This window comes from Bacteroides reticulotermitis JCM 10512 (genome assembly GCF_000517545.1).
Classification (GTDB): domain Bacteria; phylum Bacteroidota; class Bacteroidia; order Bacteroidales; family Bacteroidaceae; genus Bacteroides; species Bacteroides reticulotermitis.
This window is the reverse complement of record NZ_BAIV01000013.1, coordinates 108,811-122,959: the sequence shown is the minus strand read 5'-3', so window position 1 is coordinate 122,959 and position 14,149 is coordinate 108,811. Positions and strand designations below refer to the sequence as shown.

Sequence of the window (14,149 nt, the reverse complement as noted above, 5' to 3'; positions counted from 1 at the left end):
TCCTATTATTCAGACTTGCTTTACGGGAGATCCCGCTCCATTAGTGTACGACGATACATTTTATATCTACACTGGCTTTGACCGGTGGCAATTCTCGGGCATGTAGTATTTATTTTATCTTAATATACATATATGAAAAATACATTAATATTGATATACCTTTCTCTTTGCAGCATCTTTACATCTGCACAAGACTTGAAACTTTGGTATAGCCAGCCTGCACAAAACTGGTCAGAAGCTCTTCCCATTGGCAACTCTCGCCTTGGTGCCATGGTATATGGAGGAACCGAACGTGAAGAACTACAACTTAACGAAGAAACCTTCTGGGCAGGTTCACCGTACAACAATGACAACTCAAATGCTATACATGTTTTGCCCGTTGTGCGCAAACTCATATTTGAAGGAAAGAATCAGGAAGCACAGACACTCATCGATGCCAATTTCTTAACCAAACAACACGGCATGAGCTACCTGACGTTGGGTAGTTTGTTTTTGGAATTTCCAGAACATAAGAATGTATCCGGTTTCTACCGTGATCTGAATTTGGAAAACGCGACTACCACTACCCGCTATCAAGTGAACAACGTTACTTATACCCGCACTACTTTCGCCTCTTTTACAAACAATGTCATCATCATGCATATTAAAGCGAGTAAGGCAAATACATTAAATTTTAAGGTAACATACAACTGTCCGCTGGAATATGAAGTCAACGCTCAAAATGACAAACTTGTTATCACCTGTCAAGGTAAAGAGCAGGAAGGCCTGAAAGCTGCACTACAGGCAGAATGTCAGGTTCAGGTAAAAACGAATGGTACTATCCACTCAGCAGGAGATATTCTTCAAGTGAGTGAAGGTACCGAAGCTATTCTTTATATATCGGCAGCAACAAACTACGTGAATTATCAGAACGTTAGCGCGAATCAATCTCATCGGACTAGTGAATATCTGAAAGAAGCAATTCAGATTCCTTATGAGAAAGCTCTTAAAAGCCATACCGCTTCTTATCAAAAGCAGTTCGACCGCGTTCTGCTTCATTTGCCGGCTAGTGAAGTTTCACAAATTGAAACTCCCAAACGAATTGAGAGCTTCGGCAAAGGTAAAGACATGGCAATGGCAGCTCTACTTTTCCAATATGGCCGGTATTTATTAATTTCATCTTCACAGCCGGGAGGACAACCCGCCAATCTACAAGGTATATGGAATAACAGCATCCACGCTCCTTGGGACAGTAAGTATACGATCAATATTAATACGGAAATGAACTATTGGCCGGCAGAAGTCACGAATCTTAGCGAGACGCATAGTCCACTTTTTTCTATGCTGAAAGACTTATCGGCTACGGGAGCAAAAACTGCTCAAACCATGTATAACTGCCGGGGCTGGATGGCACATCATAACACAGATTTATGGAGAATATGCGGAGTAGTCGATTTTGCAGCAGCCGGAATGTGGCCGAGTGGCGGTGCTTGGCTGGCACAACATATTTGGCAGCATTACCTTTTTACAGGGGATAAAGGATTCCTGAAAGAATACTATCCCATTCTAAAAGGAACAGCACAGTTCTATCTGGATTTTCTAGTAGAACATCCGACTTATAAATGGATGGTAGTATCTCCCTCCGTATCACCGGAACATGGACCAATCACTGCCGGTTGCACAATGGATAATCAGATCGTTTTTGATGCTTTACATAATACATTGCTTGCAGCCGAAATTGTAGAGGAGCAAACAAATTTCCAAGACTCGCTAAAACTTATCCTCGGCAAACTACCTCCTATGCAGATTGGAAAACATAATCAATTACAAGAATGGCTTGAAGATATAGATAATCCGCAAGACGAGCATCGGCATATTTCTCATCTTTACGGTCTTTATCCTAGCAACCAAATCTCTCCTTACTCAAATCCGGAACTATTTCAAGCAGCTAAAACTACATTAGACCATCGTGGTGACAAAGCAACTGGTTGGAGTATCGGCTGGAAGATTAACTTCTGGGCACGCATGCTAGATGGAAATCATGCTTTTCAAATCATCAAAAACATGATTCAGCTATTACCTAATGATAACGCTGCCAAAGAATATCCCGAGGGACGAACTTACCCGAATATGCTGGATGCTCACCCGCCTTTTCAAATTGATGGTAACTTCGGTTATACAGCCGGAGTTGCAGAAATGCTACTTCAAAGCCACGATGGAGCAGTACACTTATTACCTGCTCTACCCACTGCATGGAAAGAAGGGAGTATAAAAGGGTTAGTGGCTCGCGGCAATTTTGTGATTGATATGGATTGGATAAAATGCCGATTAAAGAAAGCCACTATTCACTCAAAGATAGGAGGAGTAATTCGTATCCGATCCTATGTCCCGCTAAAAGGTGAAGGTTTGAAAAAAGCCAATGGAGAATGCCCAAATCTATTATTCGCTGCAACTCCTATAAATAAGCCTTTAGTAAGCAAAGGCCTAACACCACAGCTACCTGACATTCAAAAAGTTTATGAATATGATCTTGAGACACAAGCAGGTAAAACTTATGTAATCAATGCTACTAAAGAGAGACAATAGCATACATTTACAGAAAAGAATAAGGAGGGAGAAATAGAGTGCATACCGCAACAATCCTCTTTCCTTATTTGCCGTAAATTATCACTTGAATTACGTACATTCACTCTTTCTCTTTGCGATTAACACAAAACCTATACGAGGAAGACAGTTCGCTGCATTTTTTTTGAGCAATTGCATATTCACTTCTGTAACCAAATTCCAATCAGCATTACCACCCCTGACAGTCATGGTCTTCGTTCTCAGGTTAGCTAACTAATTCTAGACGAGATGAAACGTTCTTTTTTCATCAGTTCCATTCCTCTTACGATGCGCAGATTACGTTTTCTTTTTTCTTGTTACATTATCCATCCTCCATGTTACATCATTGGATTCAGCCATTTAATGAGCCTCAATATTTTGCTTTTTATTAGGCTATTCCTCATTTTTTAGTTTCTTTTGTATTGCTAATACTTGAAAAATAAAACTATGAAAAGTGCACTGACAACTTTATTATTACTCCTTTCTTTACTATGTCATGGACAATCACCCAAATTATTCACTACTGATAATGATTTGTCCAGTAGTTTAATTAATCAAATATATCAAGATCGAAACGGTTTTATTTGGGTTGCAACGGAAGATGGGCTTAACCGCTATGACGGTGCAAAATTCACCATTTATAAGCATGAGCCTAATAACGAGCACGCATTAGCCCACGGTATTGTCCGTACCGTTTTTGAAGATAGCAAAGGGCATTTGATTATTGGCACATATAAGGGAATTCAAATGTACGACCCAGCCACTGACAATTTTACTCCACCCGCGAAGTGGCAGGATACCGGGCAAATACTTGAAAGTAACATAGTCTCTATCATCGAAAAAAAGAATGGAGAAATATGGATATCTGGAAACGTGCTATGCAAACTAAATATCAGTGACAATCAATTAACTGTCGAAAGAATTAAAATACCCATATCTTCACAAGGATATATGATTGAAGATAGAAAACAGAATATATGGATTACGAAAGGAGAAGAAGGGGTATACCGAATCAGCCCGGATAACCACTATTCTTTGTATTTATCTAAAGACAACGGATATGTCAACAGAATATGCGAAGATTCAGAAGGGAATATCTATGTAGGAAGCCTGAGAAAAGGGCTATTCGCATACAATCAAAGACTTGACAGTTTTAGTCCTCTTGATTTTAAATCGAATAAAGAGCTCCCTGTCTGTTGCCTCTATTCTGGTCCTCAGAATGAAGTATACATTGGTACTGATGGTAAAGGAATGGCAATTTACAACAATAAGAACCACGAAATAACCGAATACAAGTTTAACAATAATTACTTTGACCCCAGTGATTCTAAAATACATTCCATCCTAAAAGATAACTCGGGTAACTTATGGCTGGCTGTTTATCAAAAAGGAGTAATGTTAATACCTGCCCGCACCAATAGCTTTAAATATATAGGGCATAAATCCATGGATAAAAATATTATAGGTTCCAGTTGTATTACCACAATTTGCCAAGACCTTAATGGAAATTTATGGATAGGAACCGACAATGATGGGATTTATGCTATTACAGAAAAAACAGAAAGAATAAAACACTTTTCACATACCAATCAGCCCAATTCAGTTCCATCGACTGTTATAAAGCTATATGAAGATTCCGAGCACAACCTATGGTTCGGTTCATTTATTAACGGCATGGGAAAGTTAGATAAACAGACCGGAGAGTGCAGTTACCAATATAAGCTGGTAGATAAGAATAACAACTATATACAACGTGTATACGACTTTGCTGAGGATAAAAACAAACGCCTCTGGATTGCAACGATGGGCTTCGGGTTATACTATTATGACCTCAAAACAAAAGAATTCTCATCCGTACAATCTAAATCCTCATTAATAAACGGATGGATAGGGTGTCTACATTACTCCAACAACAATTTATTATACGTAGGTACTTATGACGGAATAAACTGCATTGACCTTTCCACACCTGATTTTCAAAGTTCTAAGATACTTTCAAAGCATGTCATCTATTCAATTTATGAAGATACCAACGGAATTATCTGGATAGGCAGTTCAGAAGGGTTGTCTAGTTGGAACAAAAAGACAAAAGACATAATTACCTATACGACTGCAGATGGATTACCTAGCAATACCATATATGCAATCCAAGGAGATGACAATGGCTTTTTATGGATAAGCACCAATGCCGGGATTTCTCAATTCCAAAGGAAAAACAACAAATTTATCAATTACTATGTAGGTGACGGATTGCAAGGAAATGAATTTTATAAGAATGCCTCATTTAAGGATTCGCAAGGATTTATCTGGTTCGGGGGTATGAATGGTATCACATATTTCAAGCCGCAGGAGATCGTTAACCCAGCAAGGAAATGGAACATCCGTATTACGAACTTCTTTCTACATAACAAACCTGTAAGAAAAGGAATGAAATCTGGTAGACATAACATCATCAACTGCCCTGTATTCAATGCCGAAGAGTTCTATTTATCTCATAAAGATAATGTATTTAGCATTGAGTTTGCAACTTTGGAGCTGAATGCTCCTGAGCACATAAACTATCTTTATTCCATAAACGATGAAAAATGGATTAGTCTGCCTAAGGGCATCAATCGCATATCATTCAGTAACCTTAAACCCGGCACTTATCATTTCAAAATCAAGGCAAAGGACAACACACTCTATTCAAATACCAAAGAAATCGTTATTTACATATCGCCCGCTTGGTATGCTTCCTGGTGGGCTAAACTTATCTATTGCTTATTAACATCAGTCATCATATTTATCATTATTCTTCAGATCAGACATAGGTACAGAATGCACCAGGAAGTGTTACAGCATATCCATGCGGAACAAATTAATGAAGCCAAGCTGCAATTTTTTATAAATATTTCCCATGAAATACGTACTCCGATGTCACTTATCATCAGCCCTCTGCAAAAACTGATAAAAAAAGAGGAGGACAGCGAACGGCTAGAAGTATATCATATCATCTACCGAAATGCAGAGCGTATCCTAAGCCTGATAAATCAGCTTATGGATATCCGAAAAATTGATAAAGGCCAAATGCTTCTGAAGTTTCAGGAAACCGACATCATCCCTTTTATCGGAGACCTATGTATAAATTTCGGGCAACAAGCAAATGCTAAAAACATTCAGTTGCAACTCCATTCACAACTTGAGAAACTAAACATTTGGATAGATACGACTAATTTCGATAAAATCATTTTCAACATTCTGTCCAATGCGTTTAAGTATACTCGAGAAAGGGAAAATAGATATTACTCTTCGTACAGGAGAAGATGATACACAAACCGGAACACTAAGGCAATATGCTGAAATAATTATTTCGAATACAGGAATAAGAATTGACGAAGAAGAAAAAGAACATATATTCGAACGATTCTATCAAATTCGCAACAGCCAGCAAAATCCCAAAGGTGGTACAGGAGTTGGGCTCCACCTAACTCGTTCATTAGTGGAGCTACATCATGGAAGAATCTATGTAGAAGATAATGATGAGCAAACGGGGTGTCGTTTCATCATTCGACTGCCATTGGGCAATGCTCATTTGCGCCCGGAGGAAGTAGACAAAAATAATAGAGAGGAAGCCGTATATACTATACCCACTCCTGTAATAGCCCACACTACAGAAAAAGAAGAAAAGAAAGTAAGAGTGAAAAGTAAATTTCAGGTATTAATAGTGGAAGACGACGAGGAAATTCGAAATTATATCTGCAAAGAATTTGCTGATATGTACCACGTCACGACAAGCTGTAATGGCAAGGAAGCGTTAGAACTTATATTTAAAAAAGCTCCGGATTTAGTTATCAGCGATATCATGATGCCCGAAATGGATGGACTGACATTATGCAGAAAAATCAAGCAAAATATAAACCTCAACCATATACCGGTGATTCTGCTTACCGCCAAAACAAGAGAAGAAGATAATCTGGAAGGGCTGAACACAGGAGCAGATGCTTATATTACAAAGCCATTTAATGTCGAAATACTACAAAAAACGGCTGAAAATCTGATCAATACCCGCCAACAATTGCGTAAAGTATTCACAGGTCAGCAAAGTCAGGAAAATAAGGTTCAGAAACTAGAAGTAAAATCGCCAGATGAAAAGCTAATGGAACGTATCATGAAAGTGATTAACAATAATATAAGCAATCCTAACTTGACGATAGAAATACTCACTACCGAAGTCGGAATAAGCCGTGTGCATCTGCACCGAAAGCTCAAGGAACTAACTAATCAGACAACACGTGATTTCATTCGTAATATACGTTTAAAGCAAGCTGCACAGCTGTTGTCCGAGAAGCAACATACCATATCCGAGATAGCTATGTTAACCGGATTTACTGACCCCAATAATTTCTCTACTACATTTAAGGAATTATATGGGGTACCACCTTCCGTATATATGAAAGAGCAGTTGGGCAAAAAAGAAGAATAGCCCACTGCCCTCTCTATATTTATTGTTTTCCCGATGAATGTGAGAAAACGTCAACCCTATTATTTATCAAACTTATACCAATCAAAATTAAATAACTTGCAGCCTTTTCGTCCTTTAAATACAAAATAAATATCATGTACACCTGTAACGGGTTCTATAATATTAGCTCGCAAACTTTTCCAGCATTCCCATCCCCCTGTGGTAGGAATAGTTAGTTCTGCAATCAAAGTTCCGCCTATGCTGTCTGTGCGCACTTCAAGTTTACCACCACGAAGAGCACTGGCAACAGAAGCTGTGAATCGTTTAGGACCCTGAGGTCCAAAATCCACTTCGCGTACTTTTATATAGTCTCCATTATGGATTTCAGCTATATAAACACCCGTTTTTGCGTTTGTCTCCGACTTCACTCCTTCTGAAAAAGCAATAGTTTCGGCTTCCAGCCTTTGGTAAGGATTGAGCTTACCTACCGGAGATACTCCTGCTTGTGTAGCATTAATAATAGGGAAAGTGCCGTCCGTATTATAGCGGAATTGTTCGATTGCCACACTACGTCCAAAGCCTCCTCCACCCGGTAGCTTGCCCGTATGGTAGAAAAAGTAAGAATTACCTTTATAATCTATTACCCCACAATGGTTGGTAAACGATCCGGTATCTTGCAAGGGCATGATTTCTCCCATATACTTCCAAGGACCAAGCGGAGTACTACTCATGGAATAGGCAATATGCTCAGGCACTCCCCCAGCAGCGTAAAGCAAATAATATTTGCCTTCTCGCTTATTTAACCATGGACCTTCGACATAAGTATCCTTATATTTTACACCTTTTACGCGTTTATCGGGACTAGGAGCGCCAAAGCCTTCTACCGTCTGCTCCAGCTTACCGACTTCACCTTTCAATGAAACCATGTCCTCATTTAGTTTAGCATAATAGATGTTTGGATTTCCCCAATAGAGATAGGCTTGACCGTCATCATCAATAAATACAGTCGGATCAATATAATCCCAACTGCCATCACAAAGCGGTTTGCCGATGGCGTCTTTAAAAGGACCGAGGGGAGAATTCCCTACCGCTACCCCAATAGCCATGGCATTTGTGAGCTTTGAGTGAAGGCAGACATACCAATAGAATTTACCGTTGCGCTCAATACACTGTGCCGCCCATGCACGGTCGTCTGCCCAAGCAAATGATTCGATAGCGAGAGGAGAGCCGTGATCAGTCCAGTTCACCATATCTTTGGTGGAATAAGCACGCCACTCTTGCATCCAGAAAAAATCTGCTTTATCTTCGTCATGTCCCGTATATACATACAAAGTACCATTGTGTACCATCGGAGCAGGATCTGTTGTATAGCAAGTTTGTACAATCGGGTTCTGTGCAGATAAGCTACACAACAAACCGGAGGAGAATAGCAATATTAATATTCTAATTTTCATTTTTATAGTATTTTACTGTTTAAATAAATATGTAACAAATTCTTTCAAACTTTGTCTCCAAGTCAGCCATTCGTGTGCTGTACCTTGTGGTTCATAATAGCCTATCTTGATTCCCAGTTCTCGCTCTTGTTCTAATAATTGAAGTCGTTTTTCTGCGTATCTCACCCCCAATTTCCGATATCCTTCGGCTGTGAAGTGTAATTTATCTGCCGCAGCAGGACAACCTGCAGAAGATATCACATAGGCAGTCGAAACGATTTTCGGCAATGTATTGATTATCTCATTCATGCTTGCACATCTGCCTTCCTGATCTGCATGTACTACCTCGCCAGCCAGTAAAGGAATATCCTCTGCTTGAAGATCTAAATCCTTCAACAATTTCTCATATACCTTTTTCACCTTCTGCGGCCACTCTCTATCACCCGTATTTGACTCGCCTGATGCAATAAAACACCTTTAATTACCCCATCTTTCTGGGCAGCCTTGGCTAGTTCTTTCAGCCTACGATAAGGGTTATTCTCATATGCCTGTACCGTATTTTTCAACCATTCCGGTTGAGAAGCAATATGTTCTTCACAATTGTCCTCATCAAATAATTCAATCCGACAACCACCAACAGCCACATTTATGATACCAATTTTAATGGGATCCGGCAGCTTTTCTACCAATGTCCGGCCAAAGCAATCGGCAGGAGTCAATCCTGTGTTACAACGCACCAGTGGAGGAACAGCTTTATACCATTGTCCTTTTACTCGACCTAGAGACGGGCAATCAACAGCTGACATCACAAGAAATCGTTCATCTACATTACATGTATCCTGCGATTCAATTCTTGCATTTCCCTCCATATTAGATTGGCCCATGCAAAGATAAATATGGAAATTCTTGTCTTGTGCGAGCACTAAGACACTTGTCCACAACAAACAATTCAATAAAATAAACTTTTTCATCCTAATTACTTAAAAAGATTATCCGCAAGTTTTAGCTAGTATCTTGCGGATAATCGAATAATTGAGAGCTTTATTTTCTCTCAATAACAATATTATCGAGATACAGGTCGCTTACACCTGATGAATTGGCTTTCAATTCAAAGGTATTTGATCCCTTTCGGAGAGACGCCGACATTGAAGCCGTATTCCAAGTCGTATTGTCAGTATCAGTCTGCAGAAACTGAGGAGCACCCACCTTGACACCATTCACATACATATCCACCGTATTAATAATAGCCGATGGAGAGCGGTAGCGGATGCGGAATGTATGCAGCCCATCTTCCATTGCGGTTATAGCATCACGCACAGCAGCTGCAGAATTAGTACCAAAGTTTATATAGCCTTGTCCAGTATAATTGCGGATAACCTCAATATCCCCCTTGGTTATCCTCTTGGCAACGTTCTTAAAATCAAAACATTCAGCCTCATACTGGCGAGCTCCCTGATAGATCTGTGGAGAAGGCGGAGCCAAGACAGATGCCGTAGTATAAGTCGTCTCACGTCTCGTGGCATTCCCTGAACAGTTGATAGTCAAATCGAGTGGGCCATTATGATCTACAGTCAGTTCATATACACCATTCTTCCAACTCTCAGAAACTTTCGCTGTTCCATTTGCTCTTGGAGTCACGGAATAGGATGGAGTCGATGTGGCTCCGTATATCTTGATCACATCCGTTTTGCTTGAGCCATTAACATCGTAGTTGTTCATATAGAAAGTGACCTTATTAGCGTATTCTTTCACAACAGATACTGTATATTTGGAGTAAGCGAGTTCCATCTTATCACATGTATTATATTTAAATGGTACAGTGGTTTTTCTTACCCCAACAAGCCCGTTATAAATCACCCAACCATTCTCAATGCGCCCAGCATAAAGTTCGCCGCTATACTCTTCGGGAAAGATACGGTTGAATTTTCCAACCTTGAGTTGAACATCGCTCCATCCTCCGGCGAAACCTGACTGGTTGACTTTATACTGGAACGAATTAGCCACCGCATCGCATAACTCGAACACCACAGGAATGGTAGGATAACGCCCCGTTTTCTTGAAATAGCAATGGTTATCCCAAAGGTTGCCATCGTCATCTCGCAGATAAAGCCCCTCGTACAAATTATTAGGAGCGCTATATCGAGCATTATCATCACCTGAATACACATCCTGAAGAATCACAAGTTTAGTACGGTCGATAACCTCTTGCCGAGAAGGTATGCGAATCGTTCCGTCCATAATCTTACGAAACATGTCCACATTAATATTAATAAACTGTGGAAAACACTCCCAATTACGGCTTTGATATCCATCGCCTACACCGACTGTTCCAGTCTCTTTAAAGCACTGCTGCCATATAAGTTCGGGACCATCAATAACGGTCTGACCGGTCAGCATCACATGCTCTATGACAGGAAGTGCACCAGCAGCCAATGGAAAATCTTTGTCTCCATTTTGTCCGGTCTTCTCCGTCCAGCCACATTGGTCGAAACGAATTCCATATTGCCCCGCAAAACCTGACAACCATGTACCTAAACACATGCTCTCGACATTGAAGAAACCACCCTGCGTCGTATACTTCTCACACATAATGAAATTTTCGGGACATAATTTAGCTATCTGAGCAAAATCAGGGTTACGTTTTACAAGCGCGATCGGATCGATGCTAGCCGACCATGTGTTACCACAAAAGCTGACAACTAGGTAGCCTCCATATTTATGAGTAAGTTTCAAAAGCTGAGTCCAATGAGCCACTCGTTGCATCCACGATACGGAAAAACGATCATCGTAGCCCCAAAACTGCTCACAATAGTTGAAACCGAGAAAGTTTGGATAGTCCTTGAAAAACTCATCATACACACTGTCTTCGAATTCGTTATATGAACTGAAATCGGGAAAATGACTAAATCCACCGCTTGAAGGCTGCACCATCGCCCAAACACTGTTTTCAGCACAAGTCCGCAACCATGATTTTGCAATCTCATAACCATACTCACTTAGCGTAAAACGTCCTGTTTCCTCATCATGACTTGCTGACAAGGATATATTAAAAATAGCATACGGACGAATGTCAGCAGGAATAAGATCGATGATTTTCTGCGGATCAGCGTAATTCCATGAGTCGATATGAATAAGCCATGCCGGGTGATCCGGAGAAATGGGACGACGCATACTTCCTATCAGAGGAGGAATTTCAGGTTTATCTCCTTTAAGAAGAAGTATTATGTCGGAGGTCTGATCATTGAAGACGAAACGAACCGACTCTGCATCGTTAGCATCCACCTGTTTAAACAGGCTGACGAGCTTTCCACTTTCAGCCTTATGTCCGAGGGTCTGCGTCTTGCTTTCGTACTTTACCGTCCAATAGCCATCTTCATTGATGCCCACTACCGGTGCAGCAGTACTACCTTCAGTGATTACCTTTACTTTTTCATGGCTATCAAATGTCAGCCACTCATTGTCAATAGTCCAATAATATTCATCATTATCCATCTTGACACCCACATTAGGCGAATAGACTACCGTCTCCCCTCCACCTTCCAATACCGCTATCTGAGTGAATACACTGAAACTTGCACCATCGGACAATTCAATGGTATAGCTTGTACCGTTATTCACCGGATTATACGATTTTACAGCCAGTCCCTGTTGTTTAGCCTCAATCAGTCTACGTAACGCACTGACATTCGTATTGATATTTTCGACTGCCGTGCCGGCTTTCGGTACGGAAGGAGCACCAGGTTCAATAACCTCATCGTCCTTACACGCACTCAGCAAACAAGTACAACACATCAATCCGATAAGAAGCAAGTAAGACAACTTGCTTTTTCTAGTAAAGAATCTTATCATATTATTATTCCCATTTTAGTCATTAGAATGTTAATCTAACAGAAGTTATGCTGTGACCCGACAGCGAGACAATTGCTCCTTCGCCAGACGTCACAGAATCAATGCCGACAACTTCCATATTCTTATTTTCATTTGTCTCAACACCACTTCCTCCCTTTATGCCGGCTAATGGAATTTGTACCCACTGGGTGGCTCCCGTCAAATTCAATAATACCACTGTCACTTCATCATTCGTTTCATTGACGTAAGCCGTGGCAGATACCCCCGTATGATCCACTACAGCTTTAACACGAGTAGTTCCTGTCGCATATTGTGCGTAATGAGCCATGATGTAGCCATTCTTTGTGATTTCACCTTCACCCATTGGACTTCGCTCATCGGCATCACCCATCAATCCGTAAAATCGTTTTAAGTACCAGTACACGTATGCGCTACAATAGCCCTCCATACACATGTGCATCTCCTGACCAAGATGTTTGAGGCAGTATTCCCACTTTCGAAATTCCCATTGCAAGGGATCATCCGACTTTTCCCCATCATTGAAAAGATGCTCCGTCATCCACCAAGTCTTTCCTTGAATACGGGAATAGAGACCGCAGATGTAATCGTGCCGGTTTTTGACATATCCGTTATTCAGGTCTACAAAGCCTTGGTAGAGATGTCCTGCGACAATGTCGGTCTGTGCAAATGCTCCGGCATCATTAATTATTGGATCTGTGTATTCGGGCTGTGTACCGCATGCCTCAGGTGACATTAGTTTAACACCCGTTTCCCGAATCCTTGTTCCATACTGCTTTACAAAATCCACTACTTCCTGAGGCGTCCAATAGGTGAAATCCATATCCGGCTCATTTTGAACAGATATAGCATAAAGATTCACTCCATGCTGCTTCATAAAATTGATGTAACGAACAAGATGGTCGGCATACGCTCCATAGTTCTCTTTCTTTAGATGTCTCACTTCCTTACCGTTTACCATAATTTGCTCGGCAAGAGCATCCGTACAGTCCCATGGACAAGCAAACACTATAACTCCATTAGCTTGCGCAAACTTCGCTGCTTCCATATCAGCACTCCAATCCGCTTCGTTAGGATACACCATCAAACGAAGGATGGAATAACCCAATCCACCGGCACCATACATCTTATTTAGTTGCTGATCAGAAATAAGGTTTCCACCGCACCAGATTTTCGGATTATACATTCCACCGAATCCCACCACCGGTTGGTACCTTACTGTAGGATCAATGTTGAGCGTAATAGGTTTGAATGCAGGATCTTGCTCTATCAACAAATCAACTGTTTGCTCATTGGTCTTGTTCGTAATGTGAATGATCTGCGTGCGCTGTTTCATCGTAGCGTTAGCGTTACAGGACAATTGGATCTTCGTGTATTGCTTTTCGCCATCACCACTTCCGCCCGACATCGGCGTAATAGCATTTACAATATCACCCTCTCCAAGGGTTATTTCCCAGGATGTTTTCATCCATTCCACAATGACGTCTGCCTTATTTTCTCCGGCACTCACCAGAATCATTTTTTTAAGAAAGACTGCATATGCACCCTTCCCCTCATTTACCTCCTCATTTCCTCCATCCGAACAGGCTGAGAATAAAATACCCACCAGAAAGAAGTGGAATAAAAACACAATGTTCTTCATCAGTTACCTCCGATATTTAAGTTCACAGTTACAGAAGCTTCTCTCAATCCTGTAATTGTCAAAACACATAAATCTACAGGCGTATAAATAAGTCTTTTCATACTATTACTATATTCTATTTGTAAACGCTGAATGCTATATCTAAATATAGAAAGAGAGTGTACTGTTTGGGTACACCCTCTC

General features: G+C 40.7%; 4 protein-coding genes and 2 pseudogenes. 2 read left to right on the top strand and 4 right to left on the bottom strand.

Features of this window, described 5'->3' with window-relative positions; genetic code table 11:
• The first annotated feature begins 132 nt into the window (after positions 1–132).
• Together JCM10512_RS09500 and JCM10512_RS09495 are read left to right on the top strand one after the other, a co-directional pair.
• Positions 133–2,565 (top strand): glycoside hydrolase family 95 protein, encoded by a 2,433-nt coding sequence (locus JCM10512_RS09500; RefSeq protein ID WP_044162505.1) that lies wholly within the window; start codon positions 133–135, stop codon positions 2,563–2,565.
• A 465-nt stretch (positions 2,566–3,030) separates the two neighbouring features.
• A pseudogene (locus JCM10512_RS09495) lies at positions 3,031–7,045 on the top strand (hybrid sensor histidine kinase/response regulator transcription factor).
• 59 nt (positions 7,046–7,104) lie between these two features.
• Here JCM10512_RS09495 and JCM10512_RS09490 read toward each other — a convergent pair.
• From JCM10512_RS09490 to JCM10512_RS09475, 4 genes and pseudogenes are all read right to left on the bottom strand, one after another.
• Positions 7,105–8,478, bottom strand: coding sequence for a glycoside hydrolase family 43 protein (locus JCM10512_RS09490; RefSeq protein WP_044162503.1), 1,374 nt, complete (start codon positions 8,476–8,478; stop codon positions 7,105–7,107).
• A 12-nt stretch (positions 8,479–8,490) separates the two neighbouring features.
• A pseudogene (locus tag JCM10512_RS09485) lies at positions 8,491–9,428 on the bottom strand (sialate O-acetylesterase).
• A gap of 70 nt (positions 9,429–9,498) precedes the next feature.
• Positions 9,499–12,306, bottom strand: a complete 2,808-nt coding sequence (locus JCM10512_RS09480) for a glycoside hydrolase family 98 domain-containing protein (RefSeq protein ID WP_044162501.1) — start codon at positions 12,304–12,306, stop codon at positions 9,499–9,501.
• 22 nt (positions 12,307–12,328) lie between these two features.
• The gene (locus JCM10512_RS09475; protein WP_044162500.1) at positions 12,329–13,966 is read right to left on the bottom strand and encodes a glycoside hydrolase; all 1,638 of its coding nucleotides are present in this window, start codon (positions 13,964–13,966) and stop codon (positions 12,329–12,331) included.
• Positions 13,967–14,149: the final 183 nt, after the last annotated feature.